The following is a 21,285-nucleotide window of genomic DNA, read 5'->3' on the forward strand; positions in this document are numbered from 1 at the left end:
AAAACATTCACCAGGATATATCCGCTGCCCCTTATTTGTTTTTACTTCACTCACATAACGCAACATTCACTTTACTTTAAGATGATTCCTGGCAAATTATATGTAACTTTACGGGATAGTAAGTTCGCCTGAAAAACCGCGTAAGCGTTGTCTAAGGTGACTATTCGTGTTCCGTCTGATTATGGTGAGTTATTCAGGTAAGGGGAATTATCGTTACGCATTGAGTGAGGGTATGCCATGTCAACGATTATTATGGATTTATGCAGTTACACCCGGCTAGGGTTAAGCGGGTATCTGGTCAGCAGAGGGGTGAAAAAAAGGGAAATCAACGACATCGAAACCGTTGACGAACTCGCTATCGCTTGTGGCGCGCATCAGCCTTCGGTGGTGTTTATTAATGAGGACTGTTTTATTCATACGCCTTCAGACAGTCAACAAATAAAGCAAATCATTAATCAACATCCTGACACGTTATTTATTGTTTTTATGGCAATTGCTAATGTGCATTTTGATGAATATTTATTAGTAAGAAAAAACTTATTGATTAGCTCTAAATCGATTAAACCTGACTCGCTGGATACCCTTCTTGGCGATATTCTGAAAAAAGAGTCGGGTATTTCAGGAACCATAAATTTACCAACATTGTCGTTAAGTCGAACTGAATCCAGCATGTTGCGAATGTGGATGGAAGGTCAGGGAACCATTCAGATTTCTGACAGAATGAATATTAAAGCAAAAACAGTATCCTCCCATAAGGGGAATATAAAAAGAAAGATAAAAACGCATAATAAACAAGTGATCTATCACGTAGTGCGGCTGACAGATAACGTCACTAACGGCATTTTTGTTAACATGCGCTGAGACATCCGGACTGGCAATGTATCTCCAGTCCGGCTCAATTAGTCCTGCTCCGCCTTCTCGACAAAAATACCATCCTGGTGACCTGACTCATTGAAGAACCAGATGCCGAGCGGGTAATCCTCCAGCGAAACCAGGTACATTGTGCCTTCACTAAATTCTTCCACTGCCAGTACCACGCCCGGTCGGCGGGGACCGCCGTCCGTTTTAACGGTTACCCGATCATTCACCTTCATCATTTTCCTCCTGTCGCTTTGTGCCAGTGTAGAACAATTTTCTGCGTCTGACAGCGCCTTGCCGGCGTGTTTGCTGGTTTTCTCAACGGTCTATACTTAGGCTGTCAGGAACCCGTGAGGTAGTGAAGATGAAAACGGCAAAAGAGTACAGTGATACGGCCAAGCGCGAAGTGAGCGTCGATGTAGATGCGCTACTGGCGGCCATCAATGAAATCAGCGAAAGCGAGGTTCACCGTAGCCAGGAAGATCCTGAGCGGGTGAGCGTAGACGGACGGGAATATCATACATGGCATGAATTAGCTGAAGCATTCGAGCTGGATATTCATGATTTTAGTGTAACAGAAGTAAACCGTTAAAAATGGCCGAAAAAAATCCCGGCCCTACGGGTCGGGATCAAACTTGCTTATGCAAGAAGCACTTGAAAATTCGTTACACCAGGAAATCTGATGTGAGATTTACCTTATCTGCAATTTTTTTGCATGACAAGTAAATGTTTTTTACATGAATGATTAAGCACGCTAATAGTCCGGTAGCAAAAGTGTGACAACGCATGTGCTGCCTGGAAGCGACGGGATCGGTTCCAGTTAGCGTTCGACTTCTTTCGGGTGTGCTTTAGGACTTTTCCTGGAAATAAGCCCGCCGTTGCAACGGAAAATGAGGAAAAAATGCTCTCAATCCATGACCCCTTGCTGATTTTTACCGATCTGGACGGCACATTGCTGAACAGCCACACTTTTGAGTGGCAGCCCGCGGCTCCCTGGCTTACACGCCTGCATGAAAGCGGCGTGCCCGTGATCCTCTGTAGCAGTAAAACCGCGGCTGAAATGCTCCAGCTCCAGACGACGTTAAATCTACAGGGACTGCCGCTGATTGCGGAAAACGGCGCGGTGATCCAACTGGACGTTCATTGGGAAGACCATCCCAACTATCCCCGCCTGATAGCCGGTATTTCTCACAACGAAATCCGCCTCGTCCTGCATAAATTGCGTGAAAAGGAACAGTTTAAGTTCACCACGTTTGATGACGTTGACGATCAGGTGATAAGCGAATGGACGGGCCTAAACCGGGCACAGTCTGCCCTAACCCGTCTGCATGAAGCGTCGGTGTCGCTGATCTGGCGCGATAGCGATGAACGCATGGCGCAGTTTGTCGCCCGTTTAAATGACCTGGGACTGCAATTTGTCCATGGCGCCCGTTTCTGGCATGTGCTGGACGCCTCCGCTGGTAAAGATCAGGCTGCCAACTGGCTGATTGAAGCATATCGTCGGCAGTGGCGCGCGCGTCCTCTGACGTTGGGACTAGGAGACGGCCCCAATGATGCGCCTTTACTGGATGTGATGGATTATGCGGTTGTCGTCAAAGGGATAAATCGGGAGGGCGTACATTTGCGTAACGACGATCCTCAGCGCGTCTACCGTAGCCAGAACGAAGGGCCGGATGGCTGGCGCGAAGGAATGGACTATTTCTTTTCCCGCTCCTGAGTCGCGTCGCTGGCGCAAATACGGTTACGTCCGGACTGTTTGGCGTAATAAAGCCGTTTGTCGGCCAGCGACTGCAACTGCTCAAAATCATAGTCGCCGTATTCCTCCGCGCTACTGATCCCCATTGACGCGCTGATACGAAGCGTCGTGCTTTTCGTCACCAGAATCTCTTTGTCATTAATGCGCTGGCGTATGCGTTCGGCAATCTGCAGCGCCTGCGCTTTCGTCGCGCCGGGCAGCACGATACAAAACTCTTCGCCCCCTACCCGTCCGGCGATGTCGTGCGCTCGAATGGTGCTGCCAATGAGCCCAGCGGCATGGGACAACACGCGATCGCCTGCCTGATGACCAAAGCGATCGTTAACGCTTTTAAAATAATCTAAATCCAGCTGTATCACAGAAAATGGCTGGCGGGCTTCCCGGTAGCGCTTTGCCAGCCTGGACGCTTTTTCAAACAGCGCGCCACGGTTATATAGCCGGGTCAGCGGATCGTGCCATGCCTGCCATTGCAGCGAATTTTGCAGAACAAACATGTTTTTGACCATATGTCGAATAACGCCCCAGGAGATCAACAGCATCGCCGTAAAAAGCACCCATAACAGCGTCAGCGCGATACTAATACTGCCAAAATTCCCTTGTATGCCTTCACGTAATGTATGCACGCGCAGCAGGATGCCATCAAAATGATCCAGCCGCTCCCAGCTTACATAATGCGTTCCTAAACGCAGCCCGCCCAGGGTATCTTTTTCTATTTCACGCGCCAGTAAGGCGCGCTCACGGTCATTTAACGTATTCGCGGTTTGTTGTTCCGACGCGGAGTCCGTCAACAAACGGAGATGGTTATCGTATAGCTGATATTCCCCTTCAATATCCTTTTCGGCCGCATCGCGCAGGAACCGCTGTAATGACGCGACGGGAATATCCATTGCCAGTACGCCATACCAGTAATTATCGTGATCCAGCGGTAGACTGGCTGTCACTTTTTTCTGCTCGTCAGTAACATAGGGCTGTGCGGAGGTAAACCACCGCACGCCGCGCTGTGAGTTACGCCGTTGGCTTTGCTCGATAAACCATGGCTGAGTCACGTACTGATAGTAACGGGAGACAATATCGCTACCGCACGCCGTAGGGAGAGTTGAGAGGTAAAACCCTGAGCGAGAAACATACATCGTCTCCAGCGCCAGCATGGCTGATGAGCGCGCCAGACGCGCCAGATACCCTAACTCCAGCGTGGCGGTTAATTCATTTGCCAGGTCACGACTCTCCCGCGAAAGAAGCGTCGTCCGGGCGACAAATTGATCGGAAACGCCATATAACGGCAATGTCCGCCGCTTATCCAACTCCAGTTGCCAGAAATGTCTGACGCGTCGTTGCTCAAACTGCGTCACCGCGCTTTGCAATGCGGAAAAAGCCAGCGGCGCCACCAGCGCTTCATGCATACCGTTGCGTAAAAAGATCAACCTGTCCATGTTGAATTGCAGTTGGCGGTCAAGGACATTCGCGACGCTCCCCAGATGATTGCGCTGACTGGCGACATACGCGTCTTTCAGTATCATCACTTCCCGCCAGGTAAGTAGCGTCGAGAACAGCATCACGATCAGAAAACAGGTGTTGACGACATGACCGGGACCAAAACGCCGCGCCAGCTTTTTAAACCAGCCTTGATTGTCTAACAGTGTTTCGTGCGGCACCCTGGTAACTCCTGGTTATTGATACAACTCCCCCTGATGGCTTACGGTAGCCAGACCTCATCAAGGGATACCACTCAATCCTGGCATAACCAGGTAGCAGCATGTCGCAGCGCGACGACTCTTTTTCTCCACAGCAAAACGCCCGGCATTAACCGGGCGTTTTGTCATCGGGCTTCGTCCCGCACGCGCCTTTCCTTGCCTGGCACGAGCTCATTCTCATGGAATGCCTCCCGCTTTACGCCAAAACCATCATACCAGCGACACTCTACCATTCCGCTGGAATAACCGGTGACGATCATCCGGGGCCCACCCTCTTTCACGGTAACTTCCTCACTGACAGAGAAGACCATACCTGCCTCCTGTATCAGATGAAACGCTTTCACCTTAGACGAGGATGGACAATTTTGCATAATTCATTGTAGAAAATCAGTGCGAAACACCGCGAATTTTCGCCACACCTTTCACCAGCGCCACCACAATGGCGCCGATAATAAAGCCGAGCACCAGATTCAGCCCCGCAGGGATCGTATGCGCCATGAAAGCCCCCTGCTGCTGCGCAAAATGTTCAATGGCATGGTGTAGCGGCGCAATACCGTGTACGACAATTCCGCCGCCAACCAGAAACATCGCCAGCGTACCGACAATGGATAATGCTTTCATTAACCAGGGCGCGATAATCAGTAATCCTTTACCGACGCCCTGCGCCAGCACGCTACGCTTTTCCGCCAGCCAGTACCCCATATCATCCAGTTTGACAATAATACCCACCAGGCCATACACGCCAATGGTCACAACCAACGCAATCCCCGCCAGTACCAACACCTGATTAAGCAGCGGCGCCTGCGCGACAATCCCCAGGGTAATGGCCACAATTTCAGCGGACAGAATGAAATCGGTACGGACCGCCCCTTTTACTTTATCTTTTTCAAAGGCCAAAGGGTTTTGCGCAGCCAGCGCCTCAAGACGTTTTTGCCGCTCCGCCGGGTCTTCTTTGTGTTTTCGCGCCTCAAAGGTATGCAGGACTTTTTCTACCCCTTCAAAGCAGAGAAACGCGCCGCCTAACATTAATAAAGGCGTAATGGCCCACGGGATAAATGCGCTTATCAACAGCGCCAACGGCACCAGAATAACCTTGTTGATTAATGATCCTTTCGCCACGCTCCATACCACCGGCAGCTCGCGATTAGCGCGAACGCCGGTCACCTGCTGCGCATTGAGCGACAGGTCATCCCCCAGTACGCCCGCGGTTTTTTTCGCGGCCAATTTGCCCATTACCGAAATATCGTCCAGCAGCGTGGCGATATCGTCGAGTAATGTCAGTAAGCTACTTCCTGCCAAAATGATTTCCTCGGTCTTTTCTTCTAAGACGTTAAGTATGTAGCAAAATGCGCAATGCCGAAACCGGCGGCGCGGGTCAACGCCTTTTTATTCCAAAAGGACAATTATAATGCTCGCCAGCATAATAATTTTGACGTTTACTATATTCACCCTTTTTATTTCACCGTGAGTGATTATGCGTTTCCGGCAGTTATTACCTCTTTTTGGCGCGCTTTTTGCCTTGTACATCATTTGGGGGTCTACCTATTTTGTTATCCGCATAGGCGTTGAAAGCTGGCCGCCGCTAATGATGGCAGGCGTACGTTTTCTCTCGGCGGGGATGTTGCTCATGGCGTTTTTGCTGTTGCGCGGCGAAAAACTTCCGCCGCTGCGCCAGACCATCAACGCCGCGCTGATTGGCCTACTGCTGCTGGCGGTGGGTAACGGTCTGGTGACGGTGGCGGAGCATCAAAACGTGCCATCGGGCATTGCTGCCGTCGTGGTCGCCACTGTCCCGCTATTTACGCTGTGCTTTAGCTACTTTTTTGGTATTAAAACGCGCAAATTAGAATGGGTGGGGATTGCCATTGGACTTGCCGGGATTATTCTGCTGAACAGCGGCGGCAACTTAAGCGGCAATCCGTGGGGCGCGATTTTGATCCTGATAGGTTCGATGAGCTGGGCATTTGGTTCCGTTTACGGCTCGCGCATCGCCCTCCCTGTGGGCATGATGGCGGGCGCGATTGAAATGCTGGCGGCGGGCGTGGTATTGCTTTGCGCGGCGTTTCTTTCCGGCGAAAAGCTCGCCACGCTGCCTGGTTTATCGGGGTTTATGGCCGTCGGCTACCTGGCGTTGTTCGGTTCTATTATCGCCATTAATGCCTATATGTACCTGATTCGCAACGTCAGTCCGGCACTGGCGACCAGCTACGCCTATGTGAATCCGGTTGTCGCCGTGTTGCTTGGCACTGGCCTGGGCGGTGAGAGGTTATCGCCCGTTGAATGGGCCGCGCTGGGTGTGATTGTGTTTGCCGTAGTGCTGGTGACTCTGGGTAAGTACCTGTTTCCTGTCAAGGCGGTGGTCACGCCGTGTAAAACGGAAGATTCACGCCAGTAGATGAATCCCCTGGGTGTCGATCTGCGCGCTGGCGCCGCCGCCGCAGATCCACTCTTCCAGGCGCTCCGCCAACGCCGCGTCGCTCAATTTCGCTCGCCCGCGCAAGGCGCACTCCCAGACGATCAGTACCCGCCAGCCAAGCGCCTGTAAACGCTGAATATCGCGCTCATCGCGCTCAACGTTCTTACCGATTTTTTCCAGCCAGAAAGCCGTTCGCGTGGCCGGCACTTTGAACAGATAACAGTGGTGATGATGCCAAAAGCAGCCGTGAGTAAAAATCACACAATCATAATCATTCACCACAAAGTCCGGCTTGCCCGGTAATGTCGCGTCCTGAGTATGAAACGTAATCCCCTGTGCGCTTAACAGGCCAGCAAGACGTTTTTCAATAGCCGTATCGCGGGTCGCTATCGCGCGCATATTTTTACTGCGCGTGGCTTTATCGTGAACGTCCGCCATCTACCGTCTCTCTCTGACGCAACGTCACCGCCTGGTGAATTTTGGGTTCCAACAGCTTTGCTACCGCAGCAAATACCGGCACCACCACGGAGTTGCCAAACTGGCGATAGGCCTGCGTATCCGAGACAGGTATCCTGAACTGGTACGTTTGCGGCGCCTCAAATCCCATTAAACGCGCGCACTCTCTCGGCGTGAGTCGGCGGGGACGATGTTGTTGGTTGCCAGCATCGTCGAAATTCACTTCGCCTTTCGCCATATCCCAACCACGATCGATCAGAATTTCGGCACCATCTTTGTAGTAGCGAGCAGATAACGTGCGCGCCACACTTTCCGGATTGTCAGGATAAACCATGCCATAGCCAAAACCGTTTCCCCGCGCCTGGTGCTTTTTCGCGTAGCGATATAAATATTTCCACAGCACCGGCGTCAGGATATATTTGGCTTCGACGACGGGCTCCAGCAGTTCTGCCAGCGTCGGACGGCGCGGTGGATAACAACGGGCGATATTGCGTAACGTAAAATCGGTTTTCAGGTTTAAATCGCGACGGAATCCCACCAACACAATACGTTCCCGATGCTGAGGAAGAAAGTGCTGCCCGTCGATAATTTTCGGATCGTCCGGGCCATTGTCAGCGGCATCCGCCACGTCATATCCCAGTTCATCGAGCGTTTGCATAATAATGCGGAAGGTGTTGCCCTGGTCGTGACTTTTAAGGTTTTTCACGTTTTCCAGCACAAACAGCGCGGGGCGGCGGGCGTCGATAATTCTTACGACATCAAAAAATAACGTCCCCTGAGTCTCGCAGGCAAAGCCGTGGGCGCGGCCCAGCGCATTTTTCTTGGAAACGCCCGCCAGAGAAAATGGCTGACAGGGAAAGCCCGCCAGCAGGACATCATGTTGCGGAATATGCTGGCGAATGTGTTCCGCCGCCTCATCATCGCTGACCCCTTCCCGGTGGCTCAATGTGATATCGCGGATATCTTCATTAAAGCGATGTTGCAGCGGATCGCAAAAATAGTTCGCTTTATATGTCCGTACCGCGTGCTTATTCCATTCGCTGGTAAACACGCACTGTCCGCCTATCGCTTCAAATCCGCGGCGAATACCGCCGATGCCCGCGAAGAGATCGATAAAACGAAAGGCGTAATGTGGATGATGCGCTGGCGGCGTCGGCAACTCTGTTTTAAGACAGGTGAGTTCATTGTCGCTCAAACGATGCCATGCCGCGTTCATCATTACGCGCTTTAAGATGGCCGGGCTCCAGTGCTGTTCGCCCAGGCCGTTAAGGTGCGCCACCAGCGTTTTAACATCGTAGATTTCCAGCAATTGACTCAGCATCGCCTGGATCTCGCTTCCGGCGTCGTCGGCGATGAGGTTCCGGGCGTGTGTTACTGAAATATTTTCCTGCATACATTTAACCGGCCAAAAATAATTGCCGACAGACTAACATAAAATGACGCGGTTTACGTTTCAGCGGCAGGGGTTACTGATGCGTAGCAAACATCTGGATGACCGCCTCATCCCGTGTTTCATAGTCGCCTTTCAGCTCAGCGCTCAGTTTCGCCATGTACGACACCAGAAAATCCGCATTACGCTGCGCCAGGCACTTGCCCCGTTCAGTCTGCATCGTCAGCGGCAGTTTCAGCAGTTTGGTTTGAAAATGGTCGAGCGCGAATTGCTTATCGTTAAGAGGCCGTCTGTCGGCAAAGGGATCGTCGGCATCAAACAGCGCGACGCCCAGCGCGCCGGAAACCGCGAAGACCCGCGCCAGACCAATGGCGCCCAACGCCTCCAGCCTGTCTGCATCCTGCACGATTTTTGCCTCTGGCGTGGTAGGCGCAATTTTTGCGCTGAAGCTATGCGCTTCGATAGCATGACAAATGCCCGCCAGTTTTTCTGCCGGAAAGTCAGGAAAATCCCGCAGAAAAATACACCGGGTTTCTGCCGCCAGAATGGAAGAACGATGCCGCTGCGGATGATTTTTCGCCAGGCTGACGATGTCATGGAAATAACATGCCGATAGCACCACCAGCCAGTCGACAGGACTGTTTTCCCCCAGCGTTTGCGCGGTTGCCCAAACACGACGAAAATGAAAGATGTCATGGGCGGCATCCTGTTCCTGGTGGTGGTGACGTAGCCAGTCTTCAAACTGCGATTGCCAGTATCCTGAGTCCATACGCCCTCTCTTTATAGCAGACCATTTTTATTACATGCCTGAGCACAGGGTTCGCTATCCTGACATATCCGCCACCACTTTACATCCTTGCGTGCTTGCGCGTTTCTGGCTTAGTGTCGGCGGGATACCCCCTGTTTTTGCGAGGCCGGGTGTACCAGGCAATACTCCCCAGAATAAGCCAGACGACGCCCAGCGAAAGCGCGTTAAGCCATTTTTCCGTTGCGCTGCCAGGAGTGCTGATTGGGCCGAGAACCGGCTCGGTTTGTATGGCGGACATCAGCCACACGCAACGCGCCATCGCCCAGATGAAGTAGCCGCAAAAGGTATAAAAAACCCATAACGCTAATTTACCGCCTATGCTACGGGTGGCGTTGTCCTCCCTAGTACTCAAACTTTACTCCGCTTTTGTGATGTAAGTCATAGGACATTAATTACATTATAATGTGATATTAATCACATTTCGACCATGGAATACCTCATCCACCTGTTCTGGCTATTCATTCCACAAATAGTTTATTCTCAGTTAATGTTACGTCTGGCGCTGAACCTGCTGTTAAATAAGGGAATGGTGATTGAATCGCACTCTGATGCAGAATAACCTATAACCAGAACAACTTATTTTTACGCACCGCGATAGCGTTTTATTTTATCAGCATTAAATGTCAGAATGATTCGGTTATTAGCCTTTTATCATTTATTTTATCATTACCCACATTACCGGCATTTATGCCGGTTTTTTTTATGCCTTTTCATAATCAAAGCATCAAATACATATAAAAAACAAATTATATTCACACCAACAGCCATCAAATCAAAACACATAAACCATTGATAAAAAATGATAATTATAGAATATATATTCTTAATTACTTATATGGCCTGTATTATAAAAAACCAAACAGAAACAAATTGAAATATTTTAAATACCTTTGTTATATGTTATTTTTTAAATTCCATGAACTTCATAGAATAGTATCAATTTGTAGTTTTGTTGAAGTGGCTACATGTTCATATAAATTATTATCATAAGGGAATACATAATGAACAGAAAAGTTCTGGCACTGCTTGTCCCGGCGTTATTAGTGGCAGGCGCAGCAAATGCGGCTGAAATCTATAATAAAAATGGCAACAAACTCGACCTGTACGGCAAAGTTGATGGTCTGCGTTACTTCTCTGACAATGCAGGCGACGATGGCGACCAGTCCTACGCCCGTATTGGCTTTAAAGGCGAAACGCAGATCAACGATATGCTGACCGGCTATGGTCAGTGGGAATACAACATTAAGGTGAACACCACCGAAGGCGAAGGTGCAAACTCCTGGACTCGTCTGGGCTTTGCCGGTCTGAAATTCGGCGAGTACGGCTCTTTCGATTATGGCCGTAACTATGGTGTTATCTACGACATTGAAGCCTGGACCGATGCGCTGCCGGAATTCGGCGGTGATACTTATACCCAGACCGATGTCTATATGCTGGGCAGAACCAACGGCGTTGCTACCTACCGTAATACCGACTTCTTCGGTCTGGTGGAAGGCCTGAACTTCGCGTTGCAGTACCAGGGTAATAATGAAAATGGCGGTGCTGGTGAAGGTACAGGTAACGGCGGCAGCCGCAAACTGGCCCGTGAAAACGGCGACGGTTTCGGTATGTCTGCCTCCTACGACTTTGACTTCGGGTTAAGCCTGGGTGCGGCCTACTCTTCCTCTGACCGTACGGACAATCAGGTTGCTCGTGGTTATGGTGATGGTCATCATTACTATGACAATAGCTATGCCGGCGGTGAAACTGCCGAAGCCTGGACCGTAGGTGTTAAATATGACGCCTATAACGTATACCTGGCGGCGATGTACGCTGAAACCCGCAATATGACCTCTTATGGAGACAGCGACTATCACTCTGCAGACGGTAAGTTGGGTGGCGGCGGTATCGCTAACAAAACCCAGAACTTTGAAGTGGTTGCGCAGTATCAGTTCGATTTCGGTCTGCGTCCGTCCATCGCCTACTTGCAGTCTAAGGGCAAAGATTTAGGCGGCCAGGATATGGATAGCCGTGGTAACTATCGTTACACCGACAAAGATCTGGTTAAATATGTTGACGTCGGTATGACTTACTACTTCAACAAAAATATGTCCACCTACGTTGATTATAAAATCAACCTGCTGGACGAAGATGATGACTTCTACGCAAACAACGGTATTGCAACCGATGATATCGTAGGTGTTGGTCTGGTCTACCAGTTCTAAGACGCTTTATGTTATTCAAGCCCGTGCTTAGCGCGGGCTTGTTATTATAGGGCAAGAATTAAATAACGGATAACGGCGCAAAGACAGGTGACCTGGCTTCATCGGATAGATGAGGACAACGTCGCTTTTTTCAGGCGCTGTCTGCAAGAGAAATAACACCTTTGGGGAAAGGTAAATGCCACTATAGATGATGGATGTCAGCGTCTATAGATGATAATCATCCGGGCATAAAAAAGCTCCTGTACGGAGCTAATATGAATTATTTTCTAAAATCTGGCGGAACCTGTCCTGAGCGAATGTATAATCCAACATTATCAAAAGTGATCATGGTTGACTTACAAAAAATACATTTCGCGCCAAACGGGTTTTGCTCAGTAACATCGAATGTCGATGTTCTGTATTGTGAACCATGGCAACATGGACACCGGAAGTGAATTTTATTAGTAATATTAGTTGCCTTAAAGCGCCACAACGTTGACCGTTGATGGACCTTTTGGTCCCTGTTCTACTGAAAACTCCACTTCCTGATTTTCATTCAGAGTGCGGAATTCATTACTTTGAATGGCTGAAAAATGCACAAACACATCTTTGCTGCCATCTTTAGGCGTAATGAAACCAAAGCCCTTTTCAGGGTTAAACCATTTTACTAAACCAGTGATTTTCGTCGTCATAATATTGTTACCTTTTGAATGAGCCCTTGGGCGAAATGGCCTGAAGAAAATTATCAGAGAGAAAAAAACCTAAAGGAGATCTCAAGAGGAACAAATGATGAGAAATATTACAATCACTACTTCAGATAAGTTTGTATCAAACCGCACAACCATTAACGCATGGTTAACTGAACATAGCAAGCTTTAGTTTTGTTAAAAAAATATTAATTGTTTTTTAGCATTATCACACTGATTGCCATACTCTTTTTATCCATGCCCATCGCTACGGCTGAAACCTGGCGTAAATAAGTGACGTCTCATAACGCCTACCTGGCAATAAACGCGCCACATTTCCTGATGTCGTAAACCAGGATACATGCGCCTCATCGTGAGAGGTTCCTGTGATCTTGTGCGACCAAAACCGGTTAGAGAACGGGGATGATTTGGCAACTATCTCATGCATTGATCGCACAAGTTACTTAACACGCAGTAGATCAGAGTATCTTGTGGTGTACCGAGGCGAAAGCATTTCTCGCTTCATAGCCCACTGTTGCGACATCCCCTGCCCGGCGAAGTACAGCGTCCCCTTCCCGTCTTTTGCGTTAAGATGGTCCAGTACTTCCATCAACTTCGCACTACCGGCGCGCGGCGCATTATCGTCGAAAAGGTTGAGTTGCGCTACGCCCTGACTGAAGAAGTCACCCAGCATCACCCCCGCTTTCTGGTAGCGATGGCCGTCGCGCCAGATTTTATCCAGGCATTTCACAGCCGCATTGATAATGTCGCGTGAATCCTGCGTGGGGGTGAGAAGCGTCACTGCGGCGCTGTTACCGTAGTAGGGCTCGTTCAGGGCAAAGGGGGATGTTTTGACGAATGTTGAGATGAAACGGCAGTACTGGTGCTCGCCGCGGAGTTTTTCTGCCGCGCGCGCAGCGTAGCTGTAAACAGCCTGGCGCATTTCCTCATAGTCTGTGACCCGCTCGCCGAAAGAGCGGCTACAAACGATTTCCTGCTTTGCCGGCGCAAACTCTTCAAGCTCCAGACATGGCTCTCCGCAAAGCTCTCTCACGGTACGCTCCAGCACGACATTGAAGTGTTTCCTGATGATCCAGGTACTTTGTTCAGAGAGATCGAGAGCAGTCTTGATGCCCAGAGCATTGAGCTTCTTACTGATGCGCCTGCCGACACCCCAGACATCCTCTACGGGTATCAGGGCCAGCAGCCGACGCTGGCGATCGATGTTCGATAGGTCAACCACCCCGCCGGTCTGGCGCTGCCACTTTTTCGCAGCATGGTTAGCCAGATTGGCAAGGGTTTTCGTCTGGGCAATGCCTACACCGACAGTCAGGTGCGTGCGCTTCAGGACCGTCGCTCTTATCTCGCGCCCGAAATCTGTCAGATCCCGGCAGTTTCGTACCCCCGTCAGATCACAAAAAGCCTCATCAATGCTGTAAATTTCTACCCGCGGCACAATCTCCTCGAGTGTGGTCATTACCCGGTTCGACATATCAGCGTAAAGCTCGTAATTACTGCTGAAGCAAACAACACCGGATCGCCGGAAGCGTTCTTTCTGTTTGAAGTATGGCTCACCTGGTGCGATACCGAGCTGTTTCGCCTCGGCGCTACACGCGATAACGCAGCCATCATTGTTTGATAACACCACCACCGGTCGGCCACATAAATCAGGACGAAAGACCGTTTCGCAGGAGGCGTAAAAGCTATTAACATCGCAGAGCGCTAACATAATCAACTGACCGCTTTAATGATAAAGGTCACCACCCCGAATATGTCGAGCGTGTCTTCACTGCCGACAGGTATAGGTCGATAGGCGCCGTTCATGGGGATTAACTGCACTGTCGGGCGCAACTGCAACCGTTTTACGGTGAACTCTCCTTCAATTGCCGCAATTACAATGTCACCGTGGTCAGCGTTCCGTGAGCTATCCACCACCAGCAGGTCACTGTCGCTGATGCCTGCTTCAATCATTGAATCCCCCGAGGCTTTGACAAAATATGTTGAGCTGGGATGAGAAACGAGCAACTCATTAAGATCGATACGCTGCTCAATGTAGTCCGCCGCGGGGCTGGGGAATCCACACGGCACTAAGTAACTGAAAAATGGGAGAGGAATAATTTCGCGCAACTCTGTAGGTCTGAAAAATTCCATAATCCATACCTCGAATACTGTTTTTATATACAGTAGTATTATTTAAACATGCGCGCAAGATACTGGAGTCGCTGCGGCTGTTGAAATCTTCGTCGCTTCGTTTGTAAGTTTCTCTCTCAGTTCAAATTATGCGTTTTGTAAATTTTCCGGTTGTATTGTCATGTGTGCATATTTAAGCCAGTCTGGAGGCCACATTTTCTGTACAGCGTCGACAGCCCCGCAGCGTAAGTTATCGCCACGCGCCAGCGCGTTTCCCTGACAGCAATTAATCTTTCGCCCTGCGCCCATGTCTACAGGGGAACATGTCGGGCAACAGGCCGGGTGCGACGATTACCGAGGACGACGGCGTTAAATCGCCGCTAGTGACATCAATATTAATCCAGATGGGAGACGGCGAAAGAGCGGGGCAGAAAACCAGGAGTTGACTTATGATCGAAAAGTAAAAATAACACTATCCTTGGCCCCCTCTTCTGGCAGAAAAAGCATAAGATGGCGATACGTTTTTCACGTAATATTCTAACAGAATATTCTAAGTGTATGCTAAGTGTGAGACTGATCGCTGAAAGAAGATGAGCTAAGTGTTTGAATTGTGGCGGAGAGAGGGGGATTTGAACCCCCGGTAGAGTTGCCCCTACTCCGGTTTTCGAGACCGTCCCAATATTCTTATTTAACATTAACTTATCTAATAACATGAGAAAAAAGTAGCATTTTTGTACGCAGTATTTTCAGAAAGTTAGCCTACTTATCAAAATCATTTTCTCACCATGATAGACTGTTTCTTAAACAAAACCATCCCCTTTATTGACTTCCCACAACAACATGCGTCATAACATCTTTGTGGCATCAGGTGGTTTCCGTCCTTAATCAGTTATGGGATTCCTACAGGTTCACCGGATGCCACAACCTTCCCTCATGCTTTTAGTTAGCGCGGTAATCCCGTTTTTTAACTCACTTCCGATCAGCCGATAACAGAATCCAGTACAGCCCGTGTGTCGACAGCGCCACATCATAAATAATCGCTACTGGCTGGTTTCTCCGACCAGTCAGGATTTGAGGTGTCAACCCGGTTTACCAATACCCTGTATTTTTTCCATTCGTCGAGTTGCGCTTTCTCATCATCTGTTGCGATTCCAGGATCCTGACTCTTCTGTGAAAAATTTTAGCTTAGCTGATTACTGCCCACAGTGTGTTTCACTGTATAAGAACCGAATTATTATCAGTAATATTTATATGCTTGTTGAAGTAATATACAGCATATACCAATAAAAATCAGATTGTTTTTGCGTCGGATGATGCTTCAATTGACCTTAATCACAACTTATCATAACAATCAGTTGCTTATAAATATTCTCAAATAAATGTATATTGCCATCAATAAAAGGTTCATACTGTTTTATGATTCAACCTGACTATTATCACAGCATATTAAAGCCAGTAAAATCAATCTGTTGTAACTCATAAATATTTTTCAGGAGTCGACCATGAACACTTTAGACATATCATCATACCCACCTAACTTACTTTCAGATATAGAGATTATTTATGGTAAAGCGTTACTGCAGCTCATCCTGGAGTCTAAAAAAATCAACAGCGAGAATCTTATCTCTCAGTTAAAACATGAACAAAAAGAGCAGCAATGGCTCGAAGATAAAGAACCATTATCTACTGCGCTGAAAATACTGGATAAATCATGAAAAGCAGCATAACATTGTCATCTTTACTTGTACTCACAGTTATAATAACAGGATGCTCGTCAGGTAAGAGTAAAGATGATTATAGCCAGGTGGATGGAATATACTTCTGGGGCCAAGATATAAGCGCATTTCAACCATGCCACACACGCCAGATATACTGGCTTAACGGAGAAAAAACCACACTGAGAAGCTTAAAAAAGCATCACAGTACAAATAAAAATGTCTATGCATCCCTGATCGTGCATAACGATGGATACCAGGACAAAGGGTCTTCAGGCACTTATGATGAAACTCTTATGCTTGAGAAAATTATTAGTACAGACAACAGTAAAAACCACGCTGATTGTCTGAACTTTATAATTCCCAGTAAAAAACACAAAGTTACATCCAAAAATGAACTTTCCAGATAAAAAACTGTCAAAGCAATATACATAATAAAATGTACTTCTGAGGATATATGGACAATACACTGATAATAATTTCCCTGCTTATCATATTCAGTATTTTTAGCTATGCTGTAATCAAAGTAGGAATAGGCATATCAAATAATCCAGACAAAACTGATGAGTAAAAACAAACATTTCCTGAATTAATGTCTCTACCTTACCATCAAAAAATTAACAATATTTTGAGGAACATTTCTTAATGAAATCAAAAGATACCCTAAAGTGGTTCCCCTCTCAACTTCCTAAAGTTCGTATTATCCTGGGTGATGCAGTAGTGGAGGTGGCGAAACAGGGCAGGCCTATCAATACCAGGACATTGCTTGATTATATCGAAGGGAATATAAAGGCCAAGGCATGGCTGGATAATAAAGAATTATTACAAACAGCAGTATCAGTTCTTAAAGAAAACCAGGATGCGAATGGGAAGATATAATATATTCAAAAAGGAGATAACCCAGACAGAATTTCGCCGTCTGACCATCACTCATTTATTACTTCAGGCTAGTGTATTTTATTGACTCTAACCTGTTTTTTCACAACGTCATATCACTGGCTTACAGGCACATCAGGCCAGTCAGGGGAAGCTGTATCCACACGGTTAACCATTACGCTGTAGAGTTCCCAGGCGTCCAGCCGTTTAATCTCCTCATCTGTGGCAATTTTTAGTTTTACTGCCCGCGCCAGTGGTGCAATGGCTGATTCAGCCTCAGCCAGGCGGCGAACTTTTTCAGCCTCCGCCTTTTTACGCAGCTCTTCCGGCGAATGAACCCGTTGAGCAACTTTACCGTCCTGATATAACCACATACCATCACCACGACAATCATCAGGACAGTCAGCAGCGGCTATTTCCGCAACAGACATATTAACCGGCCACAGCATTGATACAGCATATGTGTTTCCTCGTTGCGGGACTGGCTTATTAACAACACCCCAGATAACCCCCTCATGGTCGTACATGATTTTTGCGGTATCATCAGAAAATAATGACTGACATTCATACCAGTCCTGCCCGTCTTCCGATTCCAAAAAAAATGCACCTATATTTATTTCGGACTGCGTTTTACCCCTGTTTACGGGCGCGTCAATAAGTCTGAAATTTTTAATATCCTGATATTTTTTCATTATGCCGTTCCCCCTTGTACGGTATACCACTGATTCCCGACTCGTTTTTGCAAAGGCGCATAAGCAATACCATCAATATTTTCGCCCTGATAATCTTTCCAGACGGAGGTAACTACATATCCGGGAGTGTTAGGCCAGGAACCTGCATTGTTCCAGGTAGTCACTGATGTGCCAGCCCCTAACTGAACATCTGCGACGAAATTATTATTAATCCACAGACTCAGCCAGCTATTCCCCCAGACAGAACCAAAGATGTCGCCGTTATTCTGATAGATGGCCCCGCCTGCACGAAGCGTGTTAGCGGTGATATCGCCATTGACCGTAAAGACAATCGAACCATCAGGATTTCGCTGGCTGTACAGATGCCATCCCTGATCGTCGTCCAGTTCAATAACTGTTGGCCTGTTTGCATCGCCCCATAAATTAAACGTGGCTGTCATTGTCGAATTATTATTGCTCGTCAGTGAAAGCCTTTTTCCGTCACCTGCTCGTATGCCACCATTAGTGAGAACATCTACTGACATGTGTAACCCGGAATTATCGATATAACCGACCCGGGCATTATTGGCGTAAATACCCAGAACGCCGTCGCCATCCTGTTTAAACCCGGTATCGTTATCACCGAGCACAATTGAATTACCGCCCAGCGCATTGTCAGTACCAATGCCTAAAGACCCATTCAGTCGCCCTCCATTAACTGACAGTGCCTCAACGTCACCGGCTGTGGGTTTCATCAGACTATTAAACAGTGTATATGTCTGACCGCTGGTTGAGTTTCCCGGCTGAACTGATGAATATTCAGGCGTACTGTGCAGCGTGACATTTGCATTACCGGTGTAATCATATTGCGCAATTAACCAGTACGCATACTGGCCGATATTAATATAAATATCGTAGGTGTCGCCTGATGTATTAACCCATGCGACCTCGTTAGCAGCAGCAGGCGAGCGTCTCCACAACGTGGCAGTTATTCCAACAGGTGAACCATTACCGGCACGCAATACCAGTTCGCTGATTGCCGCCTGTTCAGGTGAACCAGCGTTAAACCCCGCCCCACCGTACAGTTTAATCACCGCAGTTGATGTAGCCTGCGGCATTACAACCGTGGCGATTTTGAACCAGCCTGATTCGCCAAGTGTAATGGTGGTTGACGTTACCGCACCGATGGTTCTCGCAAATTGTTTTTTGTCAGGAATATCGCCGCCGTTCTGCGATTTTTGCAGGGCCCCTGCAGCGAGATTTATCGTTTCTCCTAAACCAACGTTCTGGAGAAACAGCGGCTTATTCGGGATGTCCGCGCCATTCTGATTTTTTTCAAGACGGGTTTTAACCTGTTCATCGATCAGCCTGCCAATGGCGGCGTGAAGCTGCGTATGTTCGCCTTTACTGAGTGGTATGCCGGCGGCTTCAATAACAGTACAGACCTCTTCCTGGACTGCATCCCACATATCACTGTTGAGATCCGTTGCGCGGCGGCCCGTGGCGGGATCACCATTCGTAAATCCGTTTTTTCCCTGACCAAATTTATCTTTTTGCGCGGTGGGCGTATCAATTCTGTGCATTCTCTTTTCCTTCCGGATAAGCAAAAACAACAACCGTATGTGACGGACAAAGCTTATCAATCACACATTCAGCAACAGTATCGCCCCACGTTCTGATCGCAGAATCGCAGGTGCTTGTACAGGTCTGCCAGCTGATGTTCGCATCAGCCGGAATATTCACACGCCAGTAGTAACGCCAGAATTCCCCCCATTCAGGATCGGGTGTGCTGTCGAGATTCTGAAACTGCTCAATGGTGGCAGCGGTATACCCCAGCGCATCAAGCTGTTCCCGATAAAACCTCTCGTTTATACCGCCGGCAACATTCGCCTTTGCATCCAGACGTTGCTGGCGCTGCTGTAATGTCTGCACGCCTTCCGGTGCACAGGAATCAGGCAGGCCATACAGCTGTTCATAACGGTCTATGAGTTCCGTAGTTCTGGCCGGGTCAATTTCAGCCATCAGTTCATCCGCTCTCTGATGTACCCGGTTCAGCGACGGCGCCAGCCCTTCAATCAGTGGATTTTCTCCGTCCCAGGCAGGCCCTTCCGGCAGAAGGTGATAAAGTAACTGCGTATATTCGTCCTGTAATGCCATAGTTATCCGTTCTCCCCGGTATAGGTGGCCCAGGTTATATTCCCCAGGACAGGAAGTTCAGTTTTTCCCAGTACCACATCTGCCGTCGGCACACGCAGCTGATGTGCCACTTCCCCGGTCGCCAGGCTTATCGCCTCGCTGATTCGCGAAACATAAATTTTTCCGGACGGCGCGCCATCACGCAGCATCAGCGCATTTAGCTCCGCAATAATGGCAGTACGAATTTCCGGTGTATCTTTGGCCAGTGCGACTGTTACCGGAATGCTTTTTTCAGTGGCAGCGAAAACAAAGAGTCCGCCGCCAGCAACAGGTGCCAGCGGCAAAATATGGTCACGTACAGCCTTAACGAGATCGTCGCCAGGAGCCGGATTAACCGGGTTACTGGTAGCCACCATCACACCAACGGTGCCGGTCCCCTTATAATGGCGGAATGTCCACGCACGGGTTATTCCTGCGACTTCCTTTGCCCAGATGACGTAATCAGGATCAGCGCCCCCCTGGGGTATCCAGTAATAGCGCTCCATGACGCGCGCGCGCCACGTTTCAGGCTCCTCTGTATCAGCCCCCCCGGTCAGAGTGTCAGCGTAACCTGTAGAAGGAATACCAGTAATCGGCGTGCCAAGGCGTAACGCCGTACCATCGTCAGTATTACCGGCAGTTCCCGCCACATCAGCAATAACCGGCACACGTAACAGGCCGCCGGAAGCTTTCACCGTCTGCAGGGTCGTGAATGTAACCTGATCATCCCGCTGAATCTGTGTACCCGCGGGGATCTCCGGCGTTCCGGCAATACCATCCCAGCGTGCAAATCCCTTCGCAGATACGGCATTTTTCCTGGGACAACGCTTAATCCTCGCGTGACGGTAAAGCCAGTCCTCATCACACATATCAGGCAGCATATTCCGGGCCAGATAATCGATATAACCATACAGCGTATGTACGGCAGCAGCCTGTACCCGGCTGTAAACCTCGGCATCCATGCGACGTAACACAACATCCTGCTGAAAACGGGTCAGTAAATCGCTGCGAATGGTAGCAATCAACTGAGGAAGTTCAGGACGTGCAAATTGACTGTCAGCCATTAAGTTCGCTCCATATATCATCGAATGTAATATTGTGAATTACCCCGTCCCGCTGATATATCGTCACGCCAGCTGCCAGGGTATCTGTTCCTGTGCGTTCAGATGTCACATCAATACGTGCCGCCACGCCATCGTCTGTCATCCACGCCAGCGCCTGCTGCATGTATTCGCGGGCATCCTGCGGCGTTTTATTGGTGAGTTTGCGGCGTTTCAGCAGGTAGAGGCGGGAACCGATGCGGTCATTCTGAACAGCAGGCCAGGTGTCCCCCCACCAGCCGTATGGCTGTGGGGTCCTGTCATCCCGCTCCGCCCGGCGCCAGGTAAAAAGAGAAATCACCACTGCCCGCGTCAGAAGGTCGAGCGAAGCCGTGGCATCATTACGGATTCCATTAACATAAAGGATCATGATG

26 protein-coding genes and 1 pseudogene are annotated in these 21,285 nt (G+C 48.9%); 9 read left to right on the forward strand and 18 right to left on the reverse strand.

The annotated features are described in order from the left end of the window. Positions 1-237: 237 nt before the first annotated feature. Positions 238-861, forward strand: coding sequence for a transcriptional regulator RcsA (rcsA, locus tag ACFK9X_RS14235; RefSeq protein ID WP_000103974.1), 624 nt, complete (start codon positions 238-240; stop codon positions 859-861). Between the two features lie 38 nt (positions 862-899). Here the strand turns inward: rcsA and dsrB are convergent, their stop codons facing one another. Further along, complete coding sequence (gene dsrB, locus ACFK9X_RS14240) at positions 900-1,094, reverse strand: protein DsrB (RefSeq protein WP_000867218.1); 195 nt, start codon at positions 1,092-1,094, stop codon at positions 900-902. 128 nt (positions 1,095-1,222) lie between these two features. Here dsrB and yodD point away from each other — a divergent pair, with 128 nt between their 5' ends. Together yodD and ACFK9X_RS14250 are read left to right on the forward strand one after the other, a co-directional pair. Continuing rightward, on the forward strand, positions 1,223-1,450 hold the full coding sequence (gene yodD, locus ACFK9X_RS14245; RefSeq protein WP_000844798.1) for a YodD family peroxide/acid resistance protein: 228 nt from the start codon (positions 1,223-1,225) through the stop codon (positions 1,448-1,450). Positions 1,451-1,759: 309 nt separating this feature from the next. Continuing rightward, positions 1,760-2,575, forward strand: a complete 816-nt coding sequence (locus ACFK9X_RS14250) for a mannosyl-3-phosphoglycerate phosphatase-related protein (RefSeq protein ID WP_151116796.1) — start codon at positions 1,760-1,762, stop codon at positions 2,573-2,575. Here ACFK9X_RS14250 and dgcQ read toward each other — a convergent pair. The 3 genes from dgcQ to ACFK9X_RS14265 all read right to left on the reverse strand — a co-directional run bounded on the left by dgcQ (position 2,554) and on the right by ACFK9X_RS14265 (position 5,610). Beyond that, complete coding sequence (gene dgcQ / locus ACFK9X_RS14255; protein WP_151116798.1) at positions 2,554-4,266, reverse strand: cellulose biosynthesis regulator diguanylate cyclase DgcQ; 1,713 nt, start codon at positions 4,264-4,266, stop codon at positions 2,554-2,556. The genes ACFK9X_RS14250 and dgcQ overlap by 22 nt on opposite strands. A gap of 164 nt (positions 4,267-4,430) precedes the next feature. Further along, positions 4,431-4,616 carry a YodC family protein gene (locus tag ACFK9X_RS14260; RefSeq protein ID WP_000232161.1) on the reverse strand — a complete coding sequence of 62 codons (186 nt, stop codon included), beginning with the start codon at positions 4,614-4,616 and terminating at the stop codon, positions 4,431-4,433. A gap of 76 nt (positions 4,617-4,692) precedes the next feature. Then, a complete protein-coding gene (locus tag ACFK9X_RS14265; protein ID WP_085983315.1) occupies positions 4,693-5,610 on the reverse strand; it encodes a DUF808 domain-containing protein in 918 nt (305 codons plus the stop codon). Positions 5,611-5,779: 169 nt separating this feature from the next. On the opposite strand from ACFK9X_RS14265, the gene yedA reads away from it, so the two are divergent. Beyond that, positions 5,780-6,700, forward strand: a complete 921-nt coding sequence (gene yedA, locus ACFK9X_RS14270; protein ID WP_001212264.1) for a drug/metabolite exporter YedA — start codon at positions 5,780-5,782, stop codon at positions 6,698-6,700. Here yedA and ACFK9X_RS14275 read toward each other — a convergent pair. The 4 genes from ACFK9X_RS14275 to drpB form a co-directional block, all read right to left on the reverse strand. Then, positions 6,689-7,159 carry a very short patch repair endonuclease gene (locus ACFK9X_RS14275; protein ID WP_000785978.1) on the reverse strand — a complete coding sequence of 157 codons (471 nt, stop codon included), beginning with the start codon at positions 7,157-7,159 and terminating at the stop codon, positions 6,689-6,691. The two genes, yedA and ACFK9X_RS14275, sit on opposite strands and share 12 nt — an antisense overlap. Further along, complete coding sequence (locus tag ACFK9X_RS14280) at positions 7,140-8,570, reverse strand: DNA cytosine methyltransferase (RefSeq protein WP_001157308.1); 1,431 nt, start codon at positions 8,568-8,570, stop codon at positions 7,140-7,142. Before ACFK9X_RS14280 ends, ACFK9X_RS14275 begins: the two co-directional genes overlap by 20 nt. A 73-nt stretch (positions 8,571-8,643) precedes the next feature. After that, positions 8,644-9,336 (reverse strand): phosphohydrolase, encoded by a 693-nt coding sequence (locus ACFK9X_RS14285; RefSeq protein ID WP_151116800.1) that lies wholly within the window; start codon positions 9,334-9,336, stop codon positions 8,644-8,646. A 79-nt stretch (positions 9,337-9,415) separates the two neighbouring features. After that, positions 9,416-9,727, reverse strand: coding sequence for a cell division protein DrpB (drpB, locus tag ACFK9X_RS14290; protein ID WP_072216807.1), 312 nt, complete (start codon positions 9,725-9,727; stop codon positions 9,416-9,418). A 649-nt stretch (positions 9,728-10,376) separates the two neighbouring features. Here drpB and ompS1 point away from each other — a divergent pair. After that, positions 10,377-11,579, forward strand: a complete 1,203-nt coding sequence (ompS1, locus tag ACFK9X_RS14295) for a porin OmpS1 (protein WP_151116802.1) — start codon at positions 10,377-10,379, stop codon at positions 11,577-11,579. A 259-nt stretch (positions 11,580-11,838) separates the two neighbouring features. Here the strand turns inward: ompS1 and ACFK9X_RS14300 are convergent, their stop codons facing one another. The 5 genes and pseudogenes from ACFK9X_RS14300 to ACFK9X_RS14320 all read right to left on the reverse strand — a co-directional run. Next, positions 11,839-12,027 carry a hypothetical protein gene (locus tag ACFK9X_RS14300; protein ID WP_024131109.1) on the reverse strand — a complete coding sequence of 63 codons (189 nt, stop codon included), beginning with the start codon at positions 12,025-12,027 and terminating at the stop codon, positions 11,839-11,841. A 10-nt stretch (positions 12,028-12,037) separates the two neighbouring features. Next, positions 12,038-12,250, reverse strand: a complete 213-nt coding sequence (locus tag ACFK9X_RS14305) for a cold shock domain-containing protein (RefSeq protein ID WP_151116804.1) — start codon at positions 12,248-12,250, stop codon at positions 12,038-12,040. Between the two features lie 454 nt (positions 12,251-12,704). After that, positions 12,705-13,973: a Y-family DNA polymerase gene (locus ACFK9X_RS14310; protein WP_151117948.1), complete on the reverse strand. Its 1,269-nt coding sequence runs from the start codon at positions 13,971-13,973 to the stop codon at positions 12,705-12,707. Positions 13,974-13,975: 2 nt separating this feature from the next. Then, positions 13,976-14,395, reverse strand: a complete 420-nt coding sequence (locus ACFK9X_RS14315; protein WP_151116806.1) for a translesion error-prone DNA polymerase V autoproteolytic subunit — start codon at positions 14,393-14,395, stop codon at positions 13,976-13,978. Positions 14,396-15,401: 1,006 nt separating this feature from the next. Continuing rightward, positions 15,402-15,545, reverse strand: a pseudogene (locus ACFK9X_RS14320) (tail fiber assembly protein); the annotation flags it as partial. A gap of 331 nt (positions 15,546-15,876) precedes the next feature. On the opposite strand from ACFK9X_RS14320, the gene ACFK9X_RS14325 reads away from it, so the two are divergent. The 4 genes from ACFK9X_RS14325 (at position 15,877) to ydfK (ending at position 16,968) form a co-directional block, all read left to right on the forward strand. Further along, positions 15,877-16,089, forward strand: coding sequence for a hypothetical protein (locus tag ACFK9X_RS14325; RefSeq protein WP_001093793.1), 213 nt, complete (start codon positions 15,877-15,879; stop codon positions 16,087-16,089). After that, entirely contained in the window at positions 16,086-16,499 is a 414-nt protein-coding gene (locus ACFK9X_RS14330; protein ID WP_000842532.1) for a hypothetical protein, read from the forward strand. Before ACFK9X_RS14325 ends, ACFK9X_RS14330 begins: the two co-directional genes overlap by 4 nt. 47 nt (positions 16,500-16,546) lie before the next feature. Then, complete coding sequence (locus ACFK9X_RS14335) at positions 16,547-16,660, forward strand: YnaM/YnfT family protein (protein ID WP_122815478.1); 114 nt, start codon at positions 16,547-16,549, stop codon at positions 16,658-16,660. Between the two features lie 74 nt (positions 16,661-16,734). After that, entirely contained in the window at positions 16,735-16,968 is a 234-nt protein-coding gene (gene ydfK / locus ACFK9X_RS14340; RefSeq protein ID WP_000836773.1) for a cold shock protein YdfK, read from the forward strand. A 113-nt stretch (positions 16,969-17,081) separates the two neighbouring features. Here the strand turns inward: ydfK and ACFK9X_RS14345 are convergent, their stop codons facing one another. Genes ACFK9X_RS14345 through ACFK9X_RS14365 form a run of 5 tightly spaced genes read right to left on the reverse strand, consistent with a single transcriptional unit; the run spans position 17,082 to position 21,281 of the window. Continuing rightward, complete coding sequence (locus tag ACFK9X_RS14345; protein WP_022742744.1) at positions 17,082-17,687, reverse strand: tail fiber assembly protein; 606 nt, start codon at positions 17,685-17,687, stop codon at positions 17,082-17,084. Further along, a complete protein-coding gene (locus ACFK9X_RS14350; RefSeq protein ID WP_000554735.1) occupies positions 17,657-19,219 on the reverse strand; it encodes a hypothetical protein in 1,563 nt (520 codons plus the stop codon). Before ACFK9X_RS14350 ends, ACFK9X_RS14345 begins: the two co-directional genes overlap by 31 nt. Then, positions 19,206-19,793: a YmfQ family protein gene (locus ACFK9X_RS14355; protein ID WP_001207832.1), complete on the reverse strand. Its 588-nt coding sequence runs from the start codon at positions 19,791-19,793 to the stop codon at positions 19,206-19,208. The genes ACFK9X_RS14350 and ACFK9X_RS14355 overlap by 14 nt, the downstream gene beginning before the upstream one ends. Positions 19,794-19,795: 2 nt before the next feature. Beyond that, positions 19,796-20,875, reverse strand: a complete 1,080-nt coding sequence (locus ACFK9X_RS14360) for a baseplate J/gp47 family protein (protein ID WP_151116808.1) — start codon at positions 20,873-20,875, stop codon at positions 19,796-19,798. Further along, positions 20,868-21,281, reverse strand: a complete 414-nt coding sequence (locus tag ACFK9X_RS14365) for a phage GP46 family protein (RefSeq protein WP_000605055.1) — start codon at positions 21,279-21,281, stop codon at positions 20,868-20,870. The genes ACFK9X_RS14360 and ACFK9X_RS14365 overlap by 8 nt, the downstream gene beginning before the upstream one ends. Between the last annotated feature and the right edge of the window lie 4 nt (positions 21,282-21,285).

It is taken from the genome of Salmonella sp. WC3 (assembly GCF_042932255.1).
GTDB lineage: Bacteria > Pseudomonadota > Gammaproteobacteria > Enterobacterales > Enterobacteriaceae > Salmonella > Salmonella enterica.